General features: G+C 60.8%; 19 protein-coding genes and 1 tRNA gene. 5 read left to right on the forward strand and 15 right to left on the reverse strand.

The annotated features are described in order from the left end of the window. Window positions 1-77: 77 nt before the first annotated feature. From ispH to Q0Z94_RS02600, 3 genes are read right to left on the reverse strand one after another with little or no spacing between them, the layout of a single operon-like run. Complete coding sequence (gene ispH / locus Q0Z94_RS02590) at window positions 78-932, reverse strand: 4-hydroxy-3-methylbut-2-enyl diphosphate reductase (protein ID WP_298067477.1); 855 nt, start codon at window positions 930-932, stop codon at window positions 78-80. A gap of 13 nt (window positions 933-945) precedes the next feature. Then, window positions 946-2,529 carry a murein biosynthesis integral membrane protein MurJ gene (gene murJ / locus Q0Z94_RS02595; RefSeq protein WP_298067448.1) on the reverse strand — a complete coding sequence of 528 codons (1,584 nt, stop codon included), beginning with the start codon at window positions 2,527-2,529 and terminating at the stop codon, window positions 946-948. Between the two features lie 3 nt (window positions 2,530-2,532). Beyond that, the gene (locus Q0Z94_RS02600; protein ID WP_298067450.1) at window positions 2,533-3,117 is read right to left on the reverse strand and encodes a hypothetical protein; all 585 of its coding nucleotides are present in this window, start codon (window positions 3,115-3,117) and stop codon (window positions 2,533-2,535) included. Between the two features lie 227 nt (window positions 3,118-3,344). Between Q0Z94_RS02600 and metK the strand changes: the two genes are divergently transcribed. Next, window positions 3,345-4,520, forward strand: a complete 1,176-nt coding sequence (gene metK / locus Q0Z94_RS02605; RefSeq protein ID WP_298067452.1) for a methionine adenosyltransferase — start codon at window positions 3,345-3,347, stop codon at window positions 4,518-4,520. A 134-nt stretch (window positions 4,521-4,654) separates the two neighbouring features. On the opposite strand, the gene selD is transcribed toward metK, so the two are convergent. From selD to yedE, 5 genes are all read right to left on the reverse strand, one after another. After that, on the reverse strand, window positions 4,655-5,707 hold the full coding sequence (gene selD / locus Q0Z94_RS02610) for a selenide, water dikinase SelD (protein ID WP_298067455.1): 1,053 nt from the start codon (window positions 5,705-5,707) through the stop codon (window positions 4,655-4,657). Window positions 5,708-5,757: 50 nt separating this feature from the next. Continuing rightward, window positions 5,758-6,669 carry an NAD(P)H-hydrate dehydratase gene (locus Q0Z94_RS02615; RefSeq protein WP_298067456.1) on the reverse strand — a complete coding sequence of 304 codons (912 nt, stop codon included), beginning with the start codon at window positions 6,667-6,669 and terminating at the stop codon, window positions 5,758-5,760. Then, a complete protein-coding gene (locus Q0Z94_RS02620; RefSeq protein ID WP_298067457.1) occupies window positions 6,666-7,232 on the reverse strand; it encodes a DUF3343 domain-containing protein in 567 nt (188 codons plus the stop codon). The genes Q0Z94_RS02615 and Q0Z94_RS02620 overlap by 4 nt, the downstream gene beginning before the upstream one ends. Window positions 7,233-7,540: 308 nt before the next feature. After that, the gene (locus Q0Z94_RS02625) at window positions 7,541-7,756 is read right to left on the reverse strand and encodes a sulfurtransferase TusA family protein (protein WP_298067458.1); all 216 of its coding nucleotides are present in this window, start codon (window positions 7,754-7,756) and stop codon (window positions 7,541-7,543) included. A 74-nt stretch (window positions 7,757-7,830) separates the two neighbouring features. After that, a complete protein-coding gene (yedE, locus tag Q0Z94_RS02630; protein ID WP_298067479.1) occupies window positions 7,831-8,916 on the reverse strand; it encodes a YedE family putative selenium transporter in 1,086 nt (361 codons plus the stop codon). 547 nt (window positions 8,917-9,463) lie between these two features. Between yedE and Q0Z94_RS02635 the strand changes: the two genes are divergently transcribed. Further along, window positions 9,464-10,303 (forward strand): HAD family hydrolase, encoded by an 840-nt coding sequence (locus Q0Z94_RS02635; protein ID WP_298067459.1) that lies wholly within the window; start codon window positions 9,464-9,466, stop codon window positions 10,301-10,303. 64 nt (window positions 10,304-10,367) lie between these two features. On the opposite strand, the gene dnaJ is transcribed toward Q0Z94_RS02635, so the two are convergent. From dnaJ to Q0Z94_RS02665, 6 genes are all read right to left on the reverse strand, one after another. Beyond that, complete coding sequence (gene dnaJ, locus Q0Z94_RS02640) at window positions 10,368-11,471, reverse strand: molecular chaperone DnaJ (protein ID WP_298067460.1); 1,104 nt, start codon at window positions 11,469-11,471, stop codon at window positions 10,368-10,370. A 79-nt stretch (window positions 11,472-11,550) separates the two neighbouring features. Further along, window positions 11,551-11,781, reverse strand: a complete 231-nt coding sequence (rpoZ, locus tag Q0Z94_RS02645) for a DNA-directed RNA polymerase subunit omega (RefSeq protein ID WP_298067461.1) — start codon at window positions 11,779-11,781, stop codon at window positions 11,551-11,553. A gap of 172 nt (window positions 11,782-11,953) precedes the next feature. Continuing rightward, window positions 11,954-15,085 (reverse strand): VacB/RNase II family 3'-5' exoribonuclease, encoded by a 3,132-nt coding sequence (locus tag Q0Z94_RS02650; protein ID WP_298067463.1) that lies wholly within the window; start codon window positions 15,083-15,085, stop codon window positions 11,954-11,956. Between the two features lie 64 nt (window positions 15,086-15,149). Further along, window positions 15,150-16,253, reverse strand: coding sequence for a tetraacyldisaccharide 4'-kinase (lpxK, locus tag Q0Z94_RS02655; RefSeq protein ID WP_298067465.1), 1,104 nt, complete (start codon window positions 16,251-16,253; stop codon window positions 15,150-15,152). Between the two features lie 40 nt (window positions 16,254-16,293). Continuing rightward, window positions 16,294-16,638 (reverse strand): TIGR04076 family protein, encoded by a 345-nt coding sequence (locus Q0Z94_RS02660; RefSeq protein ID WP_298067467.1) that lies wholly within the window; start codon window positions 16,636-16,638, stop codon window positions 16,294-16,296. A gap of 53 nt (window positions 16,639-16,691) precedes the next feature. Next, window positions 16,692-17,396, reverse strand: a complete 705-nt coding sequence (locus Q0Z94_RS02665; protein ID WP_298067470.1) for a Bax inhibitor-1/YccA family protein — start codon at window positions 17,394-17,396, stop codon at window positions 16,692-16,694. Window positions 17,397-17,749: 353 nt separating this feature from the next. Here Q0Z94_RS02665 and Q0Z94_RS02670 point away from each other — a divergent pair. The 3 genes from Q0Z94_RS02670 to Q0Z94_RS02680 all read left to right on the forward strand — a co-directional run bounded on the left by Q0Z94_RS02670 (window position 17,750) and on the right by Q0Z94_RS02680 (window position 21,343). After that, a tRNA-Sec gene (locus Q0Z94_RS02670) sits at window positions 17,750-17,843 on the forward strand. 714 nt (window positions 17,844-18,557) lie between these two features. Next, window positions 18,558-19,553, forward strand: a complete 996-nt coding sequence (locus Q0Z94_RS02675; protein ID WP_298067472.1) for a glycosyltransferase family 2 protein — start codon at window positions 18,558-18,560, stop codon at window positions 19,551-19,553. Between the two features lie 353 nt (window positions 19,554-19,906). Further along, entirely contained in the window at window positions 19,907-21,343 is a 1,437-nt protein-coding gene (locus tag Q0Z94_RS02680) for a phosphoethanolamine transferase (RefSeq protein WP_298067474.1), read from the forward strand. A gap of 46 nt (window positions 21,344-21,389) precedes the next feature. Here Q0Z94_RS02680 and Q0Z94_RS02685 read toward each other — a convergent pair whose 3' ends face one another. Further along, window positions 21,390-22,055, reverse strand: coding sequence for a hypothetical protein (locus tag Q0Z94_RS02685; protein ID WP_298067476.1), 666 nt, complete (start codon window positions 22,053-22,055; stop codon window positions 21,390-21,392). Between the last annotated feature and the right edge of the window lie 179 nt (window positions 22,056-22,234).

Raw genomic sequence — 22,234 nt, forward strand, 5'->3', positions numbered from 1 at the left:
CTCGAATCCTTTCCTGCCCGGCTGAGGCGTTTTTGCGTCTTTTGGCCCTGTTTTTTCTTTCTGCGGCACAGACCGTTTCACCAGCTTTTCAGGCGGGCTTCCACGTCGTCGATGATGCTTTTGGGGGTGGAGGCCCCTGCCGTCAGTCCTATGACTTCGCAGTTTCTGAAGCGGGCTGGGTCGAGTTCCTCCGCCGTTTCCACCAGAACCGCAGGCACACCCCGCGCTGTCGCAAGTTCGGCCAGGCGGCGCGTATTGCCGCTGGATCTGCCGCCGACCACCACCATGGCCTGTACCCGTCCGGCGAGATCCACGGCTTCTTCCTGCCGTTCGCGGGTAGCGTCGCAGATGGTGTCCAGCACGGTCAGTCCATCGCCGAAGTAAGTCGAGAGACGCAGGCGCATCCGGTCAAAGATCAGCCGATCCTGCGTGGTCTGTGCGGCCAGAACCACGGAGCGGCCCTGGAGCGGGCAGGAAGCCAGCAGTTCTTCCAGTTCCTCCGGCGAGGAAAAGATATGGCCCGGCCCTGCGGCGTAGGAAATCAGTCCGCGCACTTCTGGGTGGGCGGCTTCTCCGTAGAGCAGCAGTTCGCGTCCGGTGGCGGTGGTTCTGGCGATGGCGAGCTGAGCCTTTTTCACCCGCGGGCAGGTGGCGTCCTCCACATGGAAACAGCGGCGGCGCAGGGCGGCTTCGACCGTGCGGGATACGCCGTGGGCGCGGATGAGCACCGCCATCTCCCCGCTGGCCTCCTCCGGGGAGTTCAGGCAGCGGACGCCCTTGCGGGCGTAGGATTCGATGACTTGCGGGTTGTGGATGATTTCCCCAAGCGTGGCCATTGCTCCGGAATGAGAAGCGACGATGGCGTCCAGCTTGTTCAGCGCCAGGGCTACACCCATGCAGAAGCCGCCGTGTTTTGCGCGGATGACCCGGATCATGGGAGCCTCCTTAAGATTTTTTGCCCCGGTGCAGGCGGCGCAGGACAGGACCGGCGATCAGATTTTCATATCGGGGCTGGAAGAAATGCGCAAGGAGCAGCCAGGACGCCACGAAGAGAATTCCGCTCACGGCAAGGGTGAGGAACTGCTGAAGCAACGGCGGGAGATGGGAAAGCAGGTGGAAGAAGTCCTGACGCACGGCCAGCGTGAGGCCGCAGCCCGGCAGGGAGAGCATCATGCTGCGCCAGGCCGCGCCCGGGACTCCGGCAAAGGCTCCCGAGGCCCAGCGGCGGCAGGCGATGAACAGGAGTGCCAGAGCGTAGAGCGCGATGGACACCGTCGTCACCAGTGCCACGGCGGAAGCACCGAAGAGCGGGATAAGGGCAACATAGCAGGGCACGGCCAGAAGCGTGGCCAGTGTGCCCACCACGGCTGGGGTCAGAGTGTCCTGCATGGCGTAGAAAGCCCGTCCCGTGACCTGCTGGAGCAGCCAGAAGGGTACGGCCAGGAGCATGATCTGGAGCAGAGGCGCCGCGCCGTCCGTATCCGCTACGGAGAAGCGGCCGCCTTCAAAGATGAAGCCCAGAACCGGCCCTGCGGCGGCGATCATCCACAGCGTCACGGGCACGGCCACGATCATGCTGTTTTGCATGGTGCGGCCGAGGGTGGAGCGGAATTCTTCCCTGTCCCCCCTGGCGGCAAGAGCGGCCAGAAAGGGGAAGGAGGCCACGCCCGCGGCCTGAGCCACCACACCCACGGGAACCATCATGATACGCCTGGCGTAGCTCAGCAGACTGACGGCGCCGTCTCCGGCCAGACTGCCGAAGATGCGCACGAACTGTTCATCGAGCACCACCACGGACTGCCCGAGCATGAGCGGCAGGGCGAGGAGCAGGACTTTCTTCATGAGCGGGTGATGGAAGCGCAGTTCCAGATGCAGACCGCCCGTTCTGACGGTGAGGCAGGGCAGCAGAAAAGCCCCGAGGAAGGCCCCGGCGAGCACACCCCAGCAGAAGCCTTCCATGCCTTGGGCGAGGCCCAGCCAGGGCAGGCCGACGCCGAAAAGCAGAATGCCGCCGTTGTAGAGTATGGGCATGAGCGCGGGAACGGAGAACTGACGGCGGAGGTAGAGGATGGCGGAGAGGCAGGCGCCGGGGAGGAAGAAGACCTGCGCGGGGAGTACGATGCGCAGGAACCGGGTCAGGCGCAGACAGCGCGCCTCGTCAAAGCCCGGGGCCACGATCGGCGCGAGCTTAGGCGCGGCCAGCCATGCGGCGAGGGATACAACGCCGATAGACAGCGCCGCCCAGCAGAACACGGTGCTGAAAAAGCGCCAGGCGTCCTCTTCGTCTTCCTCAAAGCGTTTGGAGAGCAGCGGGATGAGCGTGATGGAGATGTAGCCGCCGGCGAGCAGATAGTTGAGAAAATCCGGCACCACAAAGGCGGCGAAATAGATGTCCGTCTCGCCGCCCGCGCCGAACTGCCAGGAGATGATCTTGTCCCGGAACAGCCCCATGAAACGGGAAACCAGAACACTGAAGGCCATGATGAGGGCCGCCGCGCCCATTTTTTGCCGTGCCGTGAGTAGTGCCATAGTTCACACCGTGAAGCGCATCGCGCCGGACGAGGAAAGGACGCGCACACATTCTGAAGGGATGACCACATATTCGCGCCGGGGCGGGGGAGCCGCCGCGTCCGCCACACGGGAAAAGGAGAGGCAGTACAGGCCGCCGGCCTCGAGACTGCAATCCAAAAGATGCAGCCCGGACACGTCCATGGAATGGCCAACGGTCCAGTGGTCGATGTAGGGCGTTTCTCTTGGGGGAATCATGCGCAGGAAGCGGAAGACCGCCACCCGCGGCAGGGGCGGGCAGGCACAGGAGCGCAGCATCTCCCACACCTCTTCGCGCGAGGCTCCTGGCCCGAAGGGGCGTTCCACGCGCAGGCCGGGAAATTCATGGGCGCGCACGTCCTCGCACATGGCGTCCACCACATCGGTGTAGTCGATACGGTGTTCGAGGATGTCCTGAAAGGCCGCCGTGTCGTGGATGTAGCGGAGCAGGGTGCGGTTGAAGATGGCCCGTCCCTCAAGGGGCGTGATGTGGAAGAGCACTTGAAGGGCGTTGAGTACCGCGTAGAGAGCGCAGAAGTTGTCGACTTTTCCCTGATAAAAAGGCTGCATGACGTATCCCCGCAGACCGTGGGGAGGCCGGCTTGTCCGCGTCCCTTCAGGCCCTGTCCTTTGAGGCATAGCCCCGACCGGTATTTCTCGTCAAGGAGCTGGACAGGGCTGCAGCTTATGTGTATAGTTATCCCGTTGAAAGCATATCAATATAGCTTGATATAAAGATATGCTCTGTGGACACCGTTTTTCAGAGTGCCTGCGCTCTGACTTTTCAAGGAGACAACATGATTCCAGCTCATGGCAAATATCTTTTCACTTCCGAATCCGTAACGGAAGGGCATCCCGACAAGGTGGCGGATCAGATTTCCGATGCCGTGCTCGATGCGCTGCTGGCGCAGGATCCCGATGCGCATGTGGCCTGCGAGACGCTGGTGACTACCGGCATGGCCGTGATCGCCGGAGAGATCACCACCAAGGGGTATGCCGACCTGCCCGCCATTGTCCGCCGCACGATTAAGGACATCGGCTATGTGGGTTCCGAAATGGGCTTTGACGCCCATACCTGCGCCGTCATCTCCTCCATTGACAAGCAGTCTCCGGACATCGCTCAGGGCGTGGTGCGCAGCAACCCCGAAAATCAGGGTGCGGGCGATCAGGGCATGATGTTCGGCTTTGCCTCCAACGAGACTGAAACGCTCATGCCGGCCCCCATTTACTGGGCACATCAGCTTTCGCTTCAGCTCTCCCGCGTGCGGAAAACCGGCATCGTGGATTTCTTCCGCCCCGACGGCAAGACGCAGGTGTCCTTTGAGTATGTGGACGGCCGTCCCGTACGCATCAACAACGTGGTGGTGGCCACACAGCACGCGCCGAACGTGGATCACGCCGATGTCGTGGAGGCCGTGAAGAAGGAAGTCATCCGTCCCATTCTGGAGCCGACGGGCTTTTTCGATGAGAAGGACTGCGAGATCTTCATCAATACCACGGGGCGTTTCGTCATCGGCGGGCCTATGGGCGACTGCGGGCTGACCGGCCGCAAGATCATTCAGGACACCTACGGCGGCATGGGCAATCATGGCGGCGGGGCGTTCTCCGGAAAGGATCCCTCCAAGGTAGACCGCTCCGGCGCGTACATGGCCCGCTATGTGGCCAAGAACATTGTGGCGTCAGGACTGGCCGACCGCTGCGAAGTGCAGATCGCCTACTGCATCGGCGTGGCCGAGCCTGTCTCCGTGCTGGTACATACGTTCAATACCGGCAAGGTGACGGACGAGGCGCTCACGCGCATTGTGCGCGAAGTCTTCGACCTGCGTCCGTACTTCATCAGCAAGCGTCTCGACCTGAAGCGGCCCATTTACGGCAAAACGGCCTGTTACGGGCATTTCGGCCGCGAGCTTCCCGAGTTCACCTGGGAGCGCCGCGACGCCGTGAGCGACCTGCTTACCGCCGCCAGAATCTGATCTTCCTTTTCAACGGCACACGGGCCTCCCTTCGGGGAGGCCCTTTGTCGTTTATGGAGAGTTTCAAGACCTGGACGGACGAGCCGCAGGTCAGACGAAGGTCGGGCCGTGGTCACGCAATAGTCAGGCGATGCTCAGGCAATGATGAGCTGTTCGGCAGGGCTGCGCAGAGGGTGTACCCGGCCAACGATCCAGCCTGGTTCGCCAAGAGTCCGCAGTCGCTCAAGCGCTTCTTCGCTTCTGGCCGCAGGAACAGCGAGGAGCAGTCCGCCGGAAGTCTGCGCATCGAAGGCAAGGGTGGAGCGCAGCTCGTCCACACCGTCGAGTACAGTGGTATGGCAGGCACAGTGACGGCGATTGGCATACGTTCCGGCGGGGATCAGCCCGTCTCCGGCAAAATCCTCGACGTTGTCCATGAAGGGCAGAGCCGTGCTGTCCAGTTCGACGCTCACCGCGGAACCTCTGGCCATTTCCAGAGCGTGCCCGCCGAGGCCGAAGCCCGTCACGTCCGTGGCGGCGCGCAGACCCATGTCGCGCAGCACCTGTCCGGCGTTGGCGTTCAGTCGTGTGGTCCAGCGGTAGAGTTCCCTTTCCGTTTCCTCCGCTCCCGGCCAGCCAGCCTTGATCGCCGTGGCCAGGACGCCCGTGCCCAGCGGCTTGGTCAGGATCAGAACGTCTCCGGGAACCAGTCCGCTGTTGCTGGCAATGCGTGCTGGGTCCACGATGCCGGTGACGGACAGACCGTATTTGATCTGTTCGTCCTCCAGCGTATGTCCGCCCGCCAGTACAGCGCCCGCCTGAGCAAGAGCCTCATTGCCTCCGTTCAGAATTTCCACCAGCACGTCCAGCGGCAGGGTGCTTGCCGGATAGCTGACGATGTTCATGGCCGACCAGGGGATGCCGCCCATGGCATAAACATCCGAAAGCGCGTTGGCGGCGGCCGTCCGGCCAAAGAGCGTGGGATTGTTGCCGAGCGGACTCAGCACGTCCACGGTTTGCACCAGAGCCATGCCTGGCGGCGGCGTCTGCACGACTACCGCGTCCTCATTGTGGGCCGATCCGTGCAGAATCCGTCCTGTGGGATCGGGAACGCCGGGCAGCGCCCCGAGAACCTGCTCCAGCAACTCTGGAGCTGTCTTTGCCGCTCAGCCGGCGGCCTTTGTGCGATCCATCAGGCGAAACGTCATAGGTAACTCCTTGAGGTACAGTGTCAGGCTGCGGCGAACGCAGCAGCGCGTCAGGCACGGTCAGCCAGAGCCTGTCGCAGAGCTTCGGGCAGGAATGGGATGAGCTCTCCGACCTGCGTTGCCGGCGTGGGGGACGCCAGCTTTCCGGTCAGGCGGTTGGTCCTTGCCGCAATGGTACAGGCCCGGCGCATGGGGTATCCCGCCATAAGCAGCCCGGTGACCGTGCCGGTGAGCAGATCGCCTGTGCCTCCAATAGGTTCCATGAAGGGAATGTCGGGACTGTCCACGCGGGCGACCAGAACGCCGTCTTCAGCCACGCTGTCCACAGCCCCCTTGATGAGCAGGGTTCTGGCACAGTTTCCATGGGCGTGGGCACGCTGCGCCAGTTCCTCGGCAGAAAGCCCGCTGCCAAGCAGGAAGCCTCTGGTGTAAAAGGGATGCGGCGCGTTTTCGTCAGCCAGAAAAGCCAGCTCGCCGGCATCGGGCGTGAAAAGATCATACTCTCCCGCGTAGCCGCTCATTTTGGCCGCATACATGAAGCCGGCGTCGGCAGCGAGGACAGGGGCGGGGTGTTTTTCAGCATACGCCCTGACGCCCATGAGTACGCGGTTGTGCCCGTCCACATTCGGGAAAAGGTAATGAAAGGTCAGCCCGGCCACCATCTCGGAGGTCGAGGGCAGCCAGTCAGACAGAAACGCATAGAGGGCCAGGCTGCCCTTGCCGTTGCCCGTGTCGCCGGCCAGCAGCGCCAGAGGCTGCGGCAGCGCAAGGCTTTGGCAGACTTGCAGTGCGGCCGCGATGAGCGCCGGCGTACCGCGCTGGACAGAAAGAGCGGGGAGAGTCCCGCCGTGGGGCAGGAAGGCCTCAGCGCTGGTGTAGAGCTGGCCTTCTTCCAGCCGCCATGAACTCAGCGAGAGCGGAAAGTCCGCATCCGGAACGCTGCCGCAGATGATCCAGCTCATGCTCCCTCCCGCCAGAGACGCCGGGCCTCGACAAACGCCTTGTGCAGTGCATAGGCGCACAGCGTCTGCCCCCGGATACACGGTTCCTCGGCTTCGCTGACACGCCGGCCGTTCAGCCGCGCCGCAAGCCAGGGCACGTCCGGGCAGCCCCCGCCCGAGACATTGACGATGGTGCCCGTGTCTTTTTCTACGGTGATCTTCATGTTGGCCGCCCTGACCATGAACCATCTGCCGTAGTCCGTCGTATGAAACAGCGAGACCGGTTCCAGCAGAGGGTCGTCAACGGGAACGGCAGACAGAGGCTCAAGGTGTTCGCGCTGGAGAACACGTCTGGCAGCGGGTTCCAGCAGAAGTTCGAAGACAATGACCATGTCGCAGCCAGTGCGCAGTTCAGGCGGAGGCCCCTTGACTTCTACCGGCAGTCCGGCTTCGCGCAGCAGCCGCTCGGCGCGCAGTACCTCGCCCGTATTGTGAAAGGTGAGAAAGCCCTTTCCCCCGCTTTTGCCGGGCGCAGTTTCCAGTTCAGGCGTGCGTTTCTTCCAGAGTCCGAACAGGCGTTTCATCAAAAATTCCTTTGTGGTTTGAGACCTCCCCGCTCAGAGGGAAAAGAGTAGCTGATAAAACAGCGAAGCCGATGAAATCTTTTTCCGTAATCTCTTCCTTCAGGTAGGGGCAATCCGCACGACCCCTATCCGTTGGTTGCGGAGTCAGTCGGCGGATGGGGCGACGGTGGATTGAAACATCACTGCCATCTGCAGATTCCCCACATTCAGTATCCGCAGATCTGCGGGGCAGGCGTGTTTCGGCGTCCGCCCCGCAGGTGCGTAACAGGTTCGTTCATGGGAGAAAACGTTGCAGCACCGGAGCCGCTTCAGCGCACGCCGTTTTTCCGCAGTTCCAGACGGACGTGGCCGTCACACTCACAGGGCGTCACTGTCCAGCCGCGTTTGGCGGCGGCACGGCTGACGTTTTCCCGGCTGGCTTCGCTGTCCACCAGAACATCGAGGGCTTCGTCAGCGTCAAGATGGGGATGCACCATCAGCACAGGCTGAGGACAGGAAAGCCCTCTGGTATCAATAGTCTGCATAGCGTGTTCCTTCTGTTCACCGGCAAGCCCGTTCCCACAGTCCTGCCGGGTGCTTTGAGAGTGAGTTTTGGGCGTCAGGCGCTTTTGCGGCTGTACATGAAGCCGATGACAAGGCAGATGGCAAGCCCGATGAGCGTGGCCTGAGCGCCGTAGACGCCGATGCCCGCACCGGAGCTGGCCGTGCCCAGGTTATGGGCCGTGGCCGCGCCCACCAGCATACCCAGCACGAAAATGGCGGCGTCGCTGTCGCCTTCACCAGCCATGAAGAGCTGGCGTCCGGGGCAGCCGCCGGCAAGAGCAAAGGCCAGCCCGGCAGTGGTCATGCCCAGGAAGTTCCAAAGTCCGTCGGTATGGGCCACAGGCTGACCGGCGAAGCCTGGATGGAATCCACCCACAAACAGGTTGGCGATGAGCGCCGCCAGCAGCATGGAGAGCAGACCGAGGAACAGGTGACTATAGCGGAAGAGGATGAGGTCGCGGAAAGCTCCCATGGTGCAGAAACGGCTGCGCTGAGCCACGGCGCCGATAAGCATGGCGATGACAAGAGACGCAAGGAAGGGCGCGTGCATCGAACCCGGACCGCTGGTCGAATAGAAGACAGGGCCGCTCTGCTGCTGCCCCTGAATCTGTGGGAACACCAGGGAAAGTCCCAGCAATCCCAGCATGAGCGCGGGCAGAATCCAGCCTGAAACGGGATTTTGCGCGGAGCTTCGGCCGAGGGTGTAGCCGCGTTTGAAAAACAGTGTGCCAATCCCGATGCCAACGATAAGCCCGGCCATGCCGAACAGGGCGTTGCCGTCACCGCCGGCAAGCCGCAGCACGGCGCGCCAGGGGCAGCCGAGGAAAACCAGCGCACCGATGGCCGCGATCATGCCAAGGAGGAAGCGCACCAGAGGGGAAGAGCCTCCGCGGGGTTTGAATTCTCCGGAAAGAAGTGCCATCAGACATGCCCCGAGTACCAGACCGGCTATTTCCGGTCTCAGATACTGGACGATGGCCGCACGGTGCAGGCCGAGGCCACCTGCAATATCGCGCTCAAAGCAGGCCACGCAGATGCCCATATTGGCAGGATTGCCAAGCTGCTGCAGCAGGATAGCCGCAACACCGATCAATGCTCCGGCAAGAATAATACCCGCCGTTGTGGAAAAGGGGTTCTTGATCCGCACACCAGTCTCCTTTCTGTAAGCTGTGAAACCGAAACCGGTTTTGCCGTCCGTGTTTCGGCAAAAAGCGATCGCCCGTCAGGGCAAGGATCGCAACTCAACCGTCCATGACCATGTCCGGACTGCGGGAAGGAGCGTTGCAGAAGATGTGCGGTGGAAGTCAGTCAGCCGACCTTTGCGCCAACGCCAAAAACTGCGAGACCTCCAGTCCCACAGCGGCACTGCGTCAGGTGAACCCGCAGGCATAACGTCCAGTGCGGGGAGAGATGAAAGACAGGTTCAGCATCATGACTTCTATCCGATACTGAAAATTTACCCGGGGAGGATGCGAGCGTCAAGACCGCATTTCGCGCGGGGCCGGGCCGCTTCTCCGTATCACGTCGAAAAATTCAGGAAAAGGAGAAGTTTCTCAGCCGTTGGTGCGGTGCGCGGGACACTTTGACGCGCTTGTGCCCAGGGCGTATGCTGAAAGCTGCATGATGTGGGTTCCGGTGTTCGCCTGAGCCGGAAAGCGCATGGGATGGAAAACTGCGGAGTCAGACTCATGAAAGTGGCGGCCTGTGATTTTGACGGAACGCTTCTTCGCGGCGGGGAAGTCAGCACTGCAGACCGTGCCGCCATTGACGAATGGCGGGCGGCGGGCCATGTCTTTGGCATCGTCACCGGCCGCGGCGTGACCACACTGCTTGCGGCCCTGAAACGGTGCGGGCCGGTGCCCTGTGACTTTGTGATCTGCAATAACGGCGCATTAATCTGCGATGGCCAGTTCAGGGAAGTGTGCCGCGCAGTCCTGCCGGAGGCTGCCAGAACCGTGGTACTTGACCATCCTGTCCTGCAGGTGTGCGACCAATGCCTCCTGTTTTCTGGCGCGGAGGCGTATGTCCTCGCCGGTAAGGCCCCGTACTGGATTCACCCCGAGAACCGATTTTCCTCCCTGCCGACGGAGCGGGCGCGGCAGCTGCCGCTGCATCAGATCAGTGTGCGGTATCCGGACACTGTATCTGCACAGGCCTGGGCCGCAGCCCTGGCAGCGGCAGGTGAAGGGCTTGTCGAAGTGCACCTGAGCAGCATCTGCATTGACATGACCGCCTGCCGCGTCAACAAGACGGAGGGCCTACGCAGGCTTATGCGTATCCGGCACTGGGAGGGAGATGTTTTGGTTGCCGGCGATGATGGCAACGACCTTTCCATGATCCGGGACTTCGGCGGCTGCGCCGTGAGCACGGCCACGGATGAGGTGCGCAGGGCCGCCGTCCGCGTGGTGGACAGCGTGGGGCAAATGCTTCGGGAGCAGATAGGGGATAGCCGTTTCGGTGCCGGATCCCGCGCCGGAAAGAGTCTGCTGCGGCATGGCAGGATGCTGGGCGTCTTTTCGGGGCAGTAATCCCTTGTGAAAGCCTGCGGCAGGTGGGGCGGCTCTATGGCGTCACATTGCGGGACTGGCTGGCTCAGTCGGACTTCATAGCCTTCTTGAGCTTGTCGAAGAGACCTTCCTTGGGCTGTTCGGTAAGTTTTTCAAACTCCTGAAGCAGTTTTTCCTGTTCGGCCGTGAGATGGGTAGGCGTCTTGACTACAATGCGCACGAGGAGATCACCCATGCGTTTCTCCCCGGGATAGGGCAGACCCTTGCCGCGCAGCTGGAAGATTTTCCCGCTTTGCGTTCCCTTCGGGATGTCGAGTTCCAGCGCATCGTCCTCCTTGATGCCGGGAACCTGTATCCGCGTACCCAGAGCGGCCTGGGGGAAAGAAATCGCTGCGGTGTAAATAAGGTTCTGCTCGTCGCGTTCGAAAACTTTGTCGTCTTCCACACGCAGCACCACATAGAGATCGCCGGGAGGCCCGCCGTGGACGCCGGCTTCCCCTTCGCCGCGGAGACGCAGTCGGGCGCCGTCGTAGACGCCTGCGGGGATGTGAACCGTCAGCTCGCGGGTGACTTCCACCATGCCGGTACCGCGGCATTTGGGGCAGGGCTTAGGTATGGTGAAGCCCTGTCCGCGGCAGGCGGGGCAGGGCTGAAAGAACTGCATGAAGCCCTGACGTATGCCGATCTGCCCGGAGCCTCCGCATTTTTTGCAGGTCTCGCGGCTGGAGCCTTTGGCCGCGCCGGAACCGCCGCACTCCGTGCAGGTGGCGTGACGGGGAATCTTGATGTGTTTCTCCGTGCCGAGTGCCGCTTCCCGGAAGGAGATGGTCATGGTGTAGCGCAGATCATCGCCCTGCTGGGGGCGCGGGCCGCGGCTGCGGGCGCCGCCGAAGCCGAACAGGTCGCCGAAGATATCGCCGAACTGGGCAAAAATGTCTTCCGCACTGTTGAAGCCGCCGCCCATGCCGGTGTCGGCGGTGCCGAAGCGGTCGTAGTGGGCGCGGCGTTCGGGATCGCGCAGGACGTCGTAGGCTTCCGCCGCTTCCTTGAACTTCTGCTCTGCCTCGGGATTATTAGGATTGTGGTCGGGATGATACTTGAGCGCCAGTTTGCGGTAGGCTCTCTTGATTTCATCTTCCGAAGCGTCTCTGGCGACGCCGAGGACTTCATAATAATCGCGCTGGCTCATGATGCTTTCCGTCAGAAGGGAGGCAGTTTTCCGAAACGTTGGGGGAAAGGCGGTTCAGCGCGGGAGGTTCTCCCGCGGCTCAGTCGTCGTTGTCCGGCACGGTATCGGTGGGGGTGTAGTAGTGCTTGTCTTCGGGAAGAATCTTGCCAGCGGCGATTTCGCGCAGAGCGGTGACGACTTCCTTGTTTTTGCTGTCCACCAGGGGTTCATAGCCTTCGCGGAACTGACGAACGCGCTTGATGGCCATCTGCACGAGCAGAAAGCGATTGTCCACGCGGCGCTGGCAGTCTTCAACGGTAATGCGGGCCATAGATGCCTCCAGAGCTGTTGCCGGTGATCCGGCGGGGAAATTCACAAAAAGGGATGATCCAGCGGCAGAGTGCAGGGGGGGCTGCGCTGAACTGAACTTTTTAGCTGAGTTTGCGAAAGATGTCAAATATCGGGACTCCCCTTTGGCAGACGGAGACCCGGGTTTCGTCTGTTCAGGAGCGGCGTTTGCCGAAGCGGTGGACGGGTTTGCGCTCTTCCGTGTCTATGGCAAAGAAGTCATCGGGCGCGCCGTGGAAGGCTTTTTTCGCGGGCTGCGGAGACTTCTGCCCCCGGCGTTCGGGGAAGCAGGATTCTTCATCTTTTGCAAAGCGTGGAGAGTGTGGACGGCGGAAGTTCTTTTTCTCCCGAAACGCGGAGCGCCCGTCCTTGGTCCTGTCTTCGAATCCGCCCTCGAAGCCGTTTTGGAACGGCCTCCTGGGACGGAAGCCGTGTTCGCGGCGTTCGTCCTCTTCCCGTTCGTCCCTGCGGGGGCGGAAGGAGTAGGGTGCGTCACGTCTGTCCTGCCAGTCTTCATTGCGGCGGAATGGACGGCGCGGACCGCGGCTTTCATACGCCTCTTCCCGGCTTCTTGGGGATCGGGGGCCTTCCTCCTTCCACATTCCGGCAGGGCGGCTCGTGCGCCCGGCTTCATCCCCACGACGGAAGCGGCGCGGAGAGTCTCCGTTTTCGGCGTCCCAGCGCTCATTCCGGTGCGGGCGGAACGAGCCGGCCGCTCCTGCGCGGTCTTCCCAGTCGCGGCCCTGTTCGGAAAAGGCACGCCGTTTCGGGCGGAAGCCGTGTTCGCGGCGTTCGTCCTCTTCTCGTTCGTCCCTGCGGGGGCGGAAGGAGTAGGGTGCGTCACGTCTGTCCTGCCAGTCTTCATTGCGGCGGAAAGGGCGGCGCGGGCCGCGGCTTTCATCATCCGCCCATTTTCCGGCAGAGCGGGGTTCTTCCTTTTTCCACACTCCGGCCGAGCGGTTCTTGCGTCCGGCTTTGTCCCCGCGGAAGCGGTGGGGAGACTCGCCGTTTTCGGCGTCCCACGGGCGTTCATTGCGGCGGGGACGGAAAGCTCTGCTGCCGTGTTCGCTGCCGCGGCGTCCTTTGTTCTTGCGGAAAGGACGGCGTCCTTCCTCGTCATCGTGCTGATATTCCAAGTCTATCTCCAGGTGGCCGACCGAAACGCCGGCCAGTTTTACAGTCACTCGCTGTCCCAGGCGGAAGCCTTCGCCGGTGCGCAGTCCCCTGAGTTCCTGTCTGTCTTCATCGTAAACGTAGAAGTCACGGCTCAGCGTCTCCACCCGAACCATGCCTTCCACCGGCATACCGTCCAGCTCGACGAAAAAGCCGAAGCTCATCACGCCGCTGATCACGCCTTCGAAGCGTTCTCCCGTCCGGTTCTGCAGGAGCAGACAGCCCATGCGTCGGTTGATTTCGCGTTCAGCATCGGCGGCGGCGCGTTCGCGGGCGTTGCACTGTCCGGCGATTTCCAGCAGGGAATGCCCGGCGGGAATGGATCCGCCCGTATCGAGTCCGAGAACATAGCGTAAGGCGCGATGGTTCACAAGGTCTGCGTAGCGCCGTATGGGGGAGGTGAAGTGGCAGTACCTTGCCGAGGCCAGTCCGAAATGCCCTTCTTCCTTGGGTGAATAGCGCGCCTGCATCATGGAGCGCAATACCAGATGGTTGACGGCAAAGGCGCGGTCGCTTCCTGCGGCTTCGTCCAGAACGCCGGTCAGCCAGGCGGGCTGGCGAACCACCGAGGTTTCGGGGAGAGTGACTTCGGCGTCGGAGAGGCGCAGGGTGCGGTAAAGCTCCTCAAGTTTTTCCGGGCCGGGCGCGGGATGGACGCGGTAGAGGAAGGGCGCCTGCTTCCGGCTCAGAAATTCCGCCACGCACTCGTTGGCCCTGACCATGAACGCTTCGATGAGGCGGTGCGAAAAGAGCCGTTCCCGGTTGCGTATGCCCATTACCTGGGGTACTCCGCCGAGCTCTTCCACCTGAAATTCGGCTTCGGGGAGGTCGAAATCCAGCCCGCCCTGACGTCTGCGGCGTGCGATGAGCGTACGGGCGAGTTCTGCGGCACTCTGAAGCATGTCCGGCACCCCGGGGGCGTCCTTTTCCAGGTGCACGGCGGCTTTGCCCGCGGGAGCGTCCAGCAGCGCCTGAACCTGACGGTAGGTCAGTCGGGCACGGGAACATATGAGCGCATTGACGAAGCGGCTGTTCAGGATGGCGCCGTCTTCATCCAGCTCCATGTCCACGGCCAGGGAGCGGCGTTCCTCACCCGGGCGCAGGCTGCACACGCCGTTGCACAGGGCTTCGGGCAGCATGGGTTCCACGGACATGGGAAAATAGCAGGAATTTCCACGTTCTCTGGCCTCACGATCCAGAGCCGTGCGCGGCCGCACATAGTAGGCAACGTCCGCAATGGCCACCAGAAGACGCCAGCGCCGTCCCTCGCGGAACACGCAGACAGCGTCGTCGAAGTCCCGCGCGTCTTCTCCGTCGATGGTCACGAGAGCCGCACCGCGCAGGTCTTCCAGATCTTCCGTCTGCAGGGGACGGCTTACGGCTTTTTCGGCTTCGGCCAGGACATTGCCGGGAAATTCCTCGGGAATGGCGTGGTTCAGCTTGGTCAGGCGCTCCTGCGCTGCGGCGTCGTTCTCCTGTCCCAGTACGGCCAGGGCCGTGCCCGCCCACAGGGGGCGGCGAGAGTCCTCAAGTTTTTCGCCCACGCGCACGAGAAGCAGGGCACAGGCGTCGGGGCGTCCTTCCAGCGCACTCACCTCGGCCAGAATATCGAAGGAAAGCCGTGCGTCCACGGGGCGGCAGAGTACGGAACCTTTCGGTCCGTCCTTCAGCACCCGTACCGCCACCTCACGCTGTCCGCGCTCGATCACGGAAACGACGCGGCCTTCCGGTCTTCGGCCACCGTACCTGCGGGGAAGCAGCATGACTTCTACAAGGTCGCCGTTCCAGGCATCGCCAAGAGCGTCCGGGGCAATAGAGATATCGCAGCCCGCCCGCTGCTCCTCGCCTTCGGGTGTGACAAAGGCCGCTCCGGAGCGCTGTACGGCCAGTCTGCCGCGCCGCATCTTCATGGCTGTGGGCACGGCCCAGGAACCGCCGGGCAGATGTACCAGCGCACCGTTGCGGGCAAAGTCGTGCAGGGCGATGAGTACGTCTTTCTTCAGGCGGCGCGAAAGCTGCATAATGCGCAGAATATCGTCCAGACGCAGGGGGCGGCCCGCGCCTTTCACGGTGTCCATCAGGGCTTGTTCGTCAAGTATCGCGTTTTTTTTCATGGCGTTGTTTGCGGAAGGAAGACAAGGCAGCATTGACCCGAACCGGAAGCTTTAAGAACAAGTCTCAGTGTTGCTGCTGCCACCAGTTTTCCCACCAGAGGGGAAAGTCCGGGACATCGGGCGCGTCCCGGCCCTGAAGCTCTTCAGCACTCAGCGAGGCGAAGAACACCGCCTTCACGTCCAGAGAGAAGCAGGGGACGGGAAGATCGAGCCGGAAGAGCTTCACCGCGTCCTTGCCGGTGCAGACTATGGGCAGCCCGGGCCTCGAGAGGGTTTTCAGAGACGTGCGAAAATCGTGGTGATCCGGGAAGGAGAATACCGTTTGCGGGGCGCGGCCGAGAAAGTCCGTCACCGTGCGCAGGGCCTGCCCGGGAGCGCCGATACCGCTTGCAAAGACGTAGGGGCCGCACAGGGACGAGGCCGGAAGCGGGCCTTCACCCGTCAGGGAACGCAGACCTTCCGGCTCCAGACGGAAGGCAAAGACCGGGCGGGGAAAGGTGTGCAGACGCTGCTTCAGTGCGGACACGAGGGTCGGCCATTCTTTGGGTTCGGTCTTGACGAGATAGGCTCCGGCCTGCTCCAGTGCGGTTTCCGGCTCGCGCCAGGTTCCTGCGGGCAGAATGCGGCCCCAGTTGGACGGTTCGCCGCCGGGGCGGGGTGAAAGGCGAACGTCGTCAGCGTCGAGGAGTACGAGGTCAAGATCGCGGGCGGTACCCAGGTGCTGAAAGCCATCGTCCAGAAGGTAGAGATCCGGGGGACAGGCGGCGAGGGAGCGCCCGCCGCGGCTGCGGTCGGGATCCACGATGACGCTTGCCCGCGGGTGGCGCAGTGCGAGCATGAGGGGTTCGTCCCCGCACTCCGCGGGGGAAGCGCCTGGTCCGGCGGGGAAGGCGGGCCCTGGCGGGTGCGCCCCGTAGCCGCGGGTAAGCACAGCGGCGCGCAGAGCGCGGGCGTCGGCCCAGGCAAGCAGCCAGTCAACAATGGGCGTCTTGCCCGTGCCGCCCCAGGAGATATTGCCTACGGACACGCAGAGCGCGGGCGGCCTCCAGACGCGAAGCCGTCCCTGCCGCGCAAGGCTGCGGCGCAGACGTCCTCCCGCACCGTAAACCCCGGAGAGGGGCAGGAGCAGGGGGGAGAGAATGTTTTGGAGGGGATGGCGTTTCGCCATGATGCCGCCGTGGTGAGGATCACGCCGTCAGCACAGGGGGCTAACGGACGGGGGTATAGTCGAGGGCGGAGATTTCCTCGGTGGATTCGAGCTTGAAAATCACAGGACGCAGACCATCGTTGCAGCTGCAGATGGCCACACCGGGGGTGCGGATCCAGTCTCCGAAATAGAAGACGTCTCCGCCCGCACCGTGAGCCAGGGCGAAGACATACTGATAGATGGCTTTCCACGCTTCATCGCAGAAGCCTTCGGGTTTGGCATAGTCAGCAAAGAAGACCTGCCCGGCTTTAAGCATGGGGCAGGGGCCAAGTCCTTCCGCGCCGTATTCGTGCGCGAGTTCTGCGTCGAACGTCGTCTTGAGGACGGTGATTTTTACCTTTTTCATGGGCAAAAACAGACAAAAAACGGGAGGGCGGAAGCCCTCCCGTTGGAAAGCGGCTAGCTGTTGCGGTTTCCGAACAGGCGGAGCAGCATGAGGAAGAGGTTGATGAAGTCCAGATACAGGGTGAGGGCACCGAGCAGCGCACCGCGGCGGATCGCCACGGAGTCGTTCAAAGGAGCGGTTTCACCCATCATGCGCAGCTTCTGGGTATCGAAGGCGGTCAGTCCGGTGAAAATGATCACGCCGAGTACGCTGATGGTCATGTCCACGGCGCTGTTGCCCAGGAAGAGGTTCACGAGGCTGGCCAGAATGATGCCCCACAAGCCCATGATCAGGAAGTTGCCCATGCCCGTGAGGTCACGCTTCGTCACCATGCCGAAGACGCTCATGCCGGCGAACATGCCCGCGGTCACGATGAAGGCCTGCGCCACGGAAGCCCCGGTGTAGACCAGAAGGATCGGGCCGAGAAACACGCCCATGAGGGCGGAGTACAGCAGGAAGAGTCCGGTCGCGGTACCGGCGGAGATGGTGTGGATGCGGGCGGGGATGTACATACTCAGACCAAGGATGCCTACGATCATGAGGATGAACATGATGGTGTTGGTGAACAGGAACTGCAGAATGGCCATGTTCGATGCGGTGAACACCGCTGCCAGAGCCGTGACGCCCAGAGCCACGGTCATCCACAGGTAGACCTGCTGCATATAGACGGAGACGCTGGAACGCACATAGCCTTGTGCGCTTTCACGAGAAAAAGCCATTTCATTTCCTCCCGAACAAAAGAAGTGACACGATAGCCGGAAAAACTCCGCCAAGACGTAGAACAAAGATAAGGATTCTTCTCCCATAATGCAAGAGGGGAGCAGGGAACGTTTTTGGGGCACGGTGCGGAGCCTTTGCCCGTCATGGCCTGGCGGAGGACGTCTGGCCATGAACGGTGCAAGAATACCTCGTGAAGGGTATCTCCTCTTTTTTCTTTGTTTTTTGAGGCTGAAGACAGCACGCCTGCCCAGAAGTCCTTTGCCGCTATGGGCAGGCAAAGAGTTCACGAAGGGGCGTCTGTGTCTGACGGAATGGCTTGACGCTGTCTTGCCATGAGAGTATTTTTTCAGACGGAGACGTTTTGTAACCGGTGTTGCACCTGGTCTTCAAAACCAGTGGGCGGCTGAGAGGCCGCCGGTAGGTTCGACCCCTATACGTCTCCGCCAGTAAAATCTTGTGGCGGGTCTGAGCGGTTCAGCCCGCTGTTTTTTATGATGCGGCTTTCGTCACAGGAAGGCGCTTCTTTTGGTTCCTCTCAATCTGGCGAGGACTGCGCTTGTGGATGCGTTTGCTTTTCCTTGTCGGCAGAGGATTCGCGTTCGGGACTGCGCGCCTCAGATTTCTCCTGAAGGCTGCGGAAGAATGCCGGGTATGGGTTGGGGCTTGTCAGCATACCGTAAAAAAGAGACGAAGTAAGTTTTGCTTTGTCTGTAAAGACCAGGATAAGCCGCACGATGTACAAAGCGTCCGGCAAGCGAAAGTCTTCCGAGACCTGCTGGATGAGAGAAACCGGGCGGCGCGTTGAATACCCGTACTCGAAAGGCCGCAAGTGCGGCTTCAGGACGTGACAAAGAAAAGGCCATCAGACTGACGCTGTAAAACGGTTCCTGCCCCGATTCCGAGTTTTGAACCATTTTTTGAAAGCCTGTCATTCTGCCGCAGTGCCAGTGCCGGAGAATTCGTCGCCATCGGAAAGTACCGCGCCTAGGTACTGCACACCGTTGGTCTGTACCCCGGGGCTGCGGGTGTGACCTCGGCGATGTCAGGGGGCATGGTGCGAAATTATGCGAAATCCGGTGTGAATCTTGACTTAACGCCCATAAAAGGAAAGTCTGTTCCTGATTTTGCCTGTCTTGCCATTACTCTTATGGGAAGCCCCTATGACCGTCGCCGCACTCATCCCCTTTCGCAATGAAGAAGTTCTCCTTCCCTGTTGTCTGGCCTCGCTGAAAGGCGTGGCCGATATGGTTATCGGGATGGATGACCATTCCTCCGACCGCTCGGCGGAAATCTTTCAGGCTGCCGGAGGCGTTGTTCTCACTGCCGAAGGCGACTATTCCGGATTTTCTCAGGGCAAGGAAAAAGTCATCCGGCAGACGCTGCTGGAAGAGGCTCGCCGCCGCGGAGCCACACATTTTCTCTGTCTGGACGCGGACGAGGCGCTGACCGCACCTTTCCGAACGTATGGCCGGGAGCTGATGGAAGGGCTTGAGCCGGGGCATAAGCTGGCCCTGCGCTGGCTCACGCTCTGGGGCAGCACCACGGTTTTCAGAGAAGGGGATTACAGCAAATTCCATCGCATCTACCGAGGAATCATCGTGCGCGATGCGGAGGATCTGCCATCGTATGCGGGTTTTTTGCACATGCCGCGCACCCCTGGATCCGATAGCAGAAACAACGTGACCAGGTGCCCGCTGGAAAAAGGAGCGCTGCTGCACTTTACCGCCATGGATCTGTCTTCCTACCAGCTGAAGATTGCCTGGTATCACTGCATAGAGCTGGCGCGCAGTCCGAAGGACGCTGAGCGCATCAACCGTTTTTATTTTCGTGACTGGGACGAGACCCATCTGAAGCTCAGGACTGTTCCCGAAGGCTGGACGGAAGGACTGCCCGCGCCCGCACCCAGCGAAGAGCGCTCTGTCTGGCAGCTGGCTGAATTGCGGCGCCTTTTCGATGAGCGGGGGATAGAATTTTTCGAGCCTCTGGAGATCTGGCATATCCCGCTCCTGCGTGAGGAATTCCAGCGCCGCACAGGGCGGCTTCCCAGGAAGCCGGATTTCTTCACGCGGCTGCGCAGGACGGTGCGCAGGGAGCGGAAACGCTTTGACAGATGGATAGTCGATGTCGAAAGAACGATACGGGGCGAAGAGGAGTAGCCGTGGAGGGCACGCGGCAGTTTAATGCGGATTTTGCCCGAAAAAGATTTTTTTGCTCGTTGGTTACAGCGGCGATGGCTAAATGCCCCCGACGCAGAGACTTTCCCGTTGAGAGAGGCGAGCATGATGGTTTTCGGCGAAAAGGGCGACTCAGCAGCACCGGCAGGGCATGATACAGCATACGGTAAGAGAAAATAAAGATGAAACTCTTTGGCAGATCTGAAAGTTGCTATGCGCTTGCATGGGGAGCCATATATACCGTCTGCACCAATGTTCCCTACTATGCAATGCTGTTTCCTCTGAATAGTATTTTTGTAAAATCAATACTTTTATCATTTATATATGCGGTTAGTATGTTTTATCTTTTGTGCCTTTTAGGGAAAATTGGTAAAATTTTTGAGGTCATTATTTTTATATCATCAGCCATAGTCTTATATTTTTCGCTTTCCTTTAATTATGTACAAACAAAGGATATGTTCGCTCTGCTCTGGCTTACAAATGTTCACGAAGCCATGGGAGTGTTCAGCCCCGTCTTGTTTGTCTATCTTGCGGCGGGAACGGTACTGACCTATTTGGCGCTCAGGACGTTTCCCAAAAAGACGGCGCTCGCTTCGTGGGCGGGACTGCTCATTCTCTGCCTCCTCTGCGGGGCGGCAAAGCAGTTTCAGCCCGTGGAGTTGAAGGGGCGGCATCCCATGCCCGCGGGGTATCTTTCGCACTTTGGGCATTCGGTCAAACAGCAGTGGCGTATGAAAGATATGTTTGCCCTCAGGACGGAACTTCCGGGGAACGTCGTGTACAGGCGAGAAGGCGGTTCACCGCTGTTCGTCGTGCTGGCCTTGGGGGAGTCTCTGCGGGCGGACCATCTGACACTGTACGGCTACGAACGGGAAACGACGCCGCTTTCAGGTCAGCTTCCCCTTACGGTGTTTGACCGCTGTTACAGCGCCGGCGCGGGAACGACGGAGTCTGTGACGCGTATGCTGACCAGAGCAACGCTTGGCAGTCCGGCAGCCGCTCTGACGGAAAAGTCCGTCATCAGCCTTTTCCGCAAAGCCGGCTTCAGAACGGTCTGGCTGACGAATCAGGGGGCGATGGCCACGGGTGAGACGCCGGTGGCTTCAATTGCGAAGGAATGCGAACTGTATAAAACGCATCCGTCCGTCCACACCATAGGCGCGAGAATACAGGACTCCGACCTGCTTCCCATGCTTGACGAAATCCTCACCCTGCCGCCACAGGATACGCTGATTATTCTTCACAGCTTCGGCAGTCATATCAATCCCGAACATCGCTATGCCGATGAATTTCGCCGCTACCTCCCTATCTGCTCCAGCTTCAGCGTGGCGGACTGTTCCGATCAGGAACTTGTGAACTCCTATGATAATTCCATTCTGGCGACAGACGCCTATTGGAAAGGCCTGGCGGACAGACTCAAGGATCGGAACGCGGTTCTCATTGTGACTTCGGATCATGGAGACAGGCTTCACGGAGGGAGGGGGCACAGTCCATCGCTTATGGATCACCCGGAGCTGCGCTGGATTCCCTTCATGGTGTATGCCTCTCCGTTTTTCAGGGAGAATCCAAAGCACAGGGAGCAATTAACCCAGGCCGCGGCGCACACGGCGGTTCCCTGTTCCCATGATTACCTTTTTCATTCGCTTCTGGGAATTTCCGGCATAGGCACACCTTGCTATGACGAGAAACTCGATGTTTTCAGCAAGGCGATGACTCCGTATGCGGACCCCTATGTCGTTCTGAAGGGACTGAAACAGACCTCTCCGTTATAGAGAATGGAGGGGCAGTCCCATGCTGCTTTGCGGAAACGGAAAAAGCCTACCAGCCGAGCGCAGGGTCGGTGACGGTGATCAGGCCATCATCGGAAATCTCCACGTTCAGGTATTGCACACCGTTCGTCTGTGAACCCAGACCGCGGGCAATGGCTGGGGCAATGTTGTGGAGCATGGTGCGGAAATCGTCGCGCGTTCCGGTGTAGCCGTAGATCGTGCGCCAGATCTGGCGTTCCCTGCCTTTGAGAGCGGAGGCTTCGATGCACAGCTTTGCCGTATAGACCGTGTAGGCGACAAGCACCGGCTCGTCGATATAGGCGTAGTCAATGTGAGAGTGGTGTCGGTGGCGTCTGGCAATGGGGACGGCGTGCGTCACATAGTCGGTGCGGACGTGCTGCTGCGGCTCTTCGCTCCAGTAGCTGATTTTAGCTACGGCATCGGCCTCATTTCTGTTGTCCGCAAGACGGTAGCCGTGCGCGTGAAAGGCAGGCGTGACCAGACTGCATACTTCCCGAAAGAGCAGATCGTCCGCGCTCACTTCGCTGTTTCCCGGTTCCAGCACAAAGGTCTTGACTTCCGGAGCCTCGGCGTCACGCAGGGAATCCACGGAAACGGAATATCTGACACCGCACCCCGAAGCGAGAAGGGCGGTGAGCAGGAGAAGCAGCACAGGGACGATACGGAGTGACGGGCGGACTATCGGACGAGGCAAGGGGCAGCTCCTTGGTCAGAAGGACGGGGCGCGTTTCCTCTGGTTGGGAAACGTTAGGACATACTACCAGCATTCCGCACTCTTTCCAAGAGGGCGGCACAAACGAGACACTGACTTTTATAATGACAAATGTTTGAGATTATGCTATCCTTCAAAAAAAAACGGAGGGTACCGAGATG

It is taken from the genome of uncultured Mailhella sp., from assembly GCF_947631555.1.
GTDB lineage: Bacteria > Desulfobacterota > Desulfovibrionia > Desulfovibrionales > Desulfovibrionaceae > Mailhella.

What these genes read in the sequence shown, in the direction of transcription:
- murJ (WP_298067448.1), bottom strand. Translation starts at nt 2,529, where the DNA reads ATGGCACTACTCACGGCACGGCAAAAAATGGGCGCGGCGGCCCTCATC.
- Q0Z94_RS02600 (WP_298067450.1), bottom strand. Translation starts at nt 3,117, where the DNA reads ATGCAGCCTTTTTATCAGGGAAAAGTCGACAACTTCTGCGCTCTCTAC.
- metK (WP_298067452.1), top strand. Translation starts at nt 3,345, where the DNA reads ATGATTCCAGCTCATGGCAAATATCTTTTCACTTCCGAATCCGTAACG.
- Q0Z94_RS02615 (WP_298067456.1), bottom strand. Translation starts at nt 6,669, where the DNA reads ATGAGCTGGATCATCTGCGGCAGCGTTCCGGATGCGGACTTTCCGCTC.
- Q0Z94_RS02620 (WP_298067457.1), bottom strand. Translation starts at nt 7,232, where the DNA reads ATGAAACGCCTGTTCGGACTCTGGAAGAAACGCACGCCTGAACTGGAA.
- Q0Z94_RS02625 (WP_298067458.1), bottom strand. Translation starts at nt 7,756, where the DNA reads ATGCAGACTATTGATACCAGAGGGCTTTCCTGTCCTCAGCCTGTGCTG.
- Q0Z94_RS02635 (WP_298067459.1), top strand. Translation starts at nt 9,464, where the DNA reads ATGAAAGTGGCGGCCTGTGATTTTGACGGAACGCTTCTTCGCGGCGGG.
- dnaJ (WP_298067460.1), bottom strand. Translation starts at nt 11,471, where the DNA reads ATGAGCCAGCGCGATTATTATGAAGTCCTCGGCGTCGCCAGAGACGCT.
- rpoZ (WP_298067461.1), bottom strand. Translation starts at nt 11,781, where the DNA reads ATGGCCCGCATTACCGTTGAAGACTGCCAGCGCCGCGTGGACAATCGC.
- Q0Z94_RS02650 (WP_298067463.1), bottom strand. Translation starts at nt 15,085, where the DNA reads ATGAAAAAAAACGCGATACTTGACGAACAAGCCCTGATGGACACCGTG.
- lpxK (WP_298067465.1), bottom strand. Translation starts at nt 16,253, where the DNA reads ATGGCGAAACGCCATCCCCTCCAAAACATTCTCTCCCCCCTGCTCCTG.
- Q0Z94_RS02660 (WP_298067467.1), bottom strand. Translation starts at nt 16,638, where the DNA reads ATGAAAAAGGTAAAAATCACCGTCCTCAAGACGACGTTCGACGCAGAA.
- Q0Z94_RS02665 (WP_298067470.1), bottom strand. Translation starts at nt 17,396, where the DNA reads ATGGCTTTTTCTCGTGAAAGCGCACAAGGCTATGTGCGTTCCAGCGTC.
- Q0Z94_RS02675 (WP_298067472.1), top strand. Translation starts at nt 18,558, where the DNA reads ATGACCGTCGCCGCACTCATCCCCTTTCGCAATGAAGAAGTTCTCCTT.
- Q0Z94_RS02680 (WP_298067474.1), top strand. Translation starts at nt 19,907, where the DNA reads ATGTTTTATCTTTTGTGCCTTTTAGGGAAAATTGGTAAAATTTTTGAG.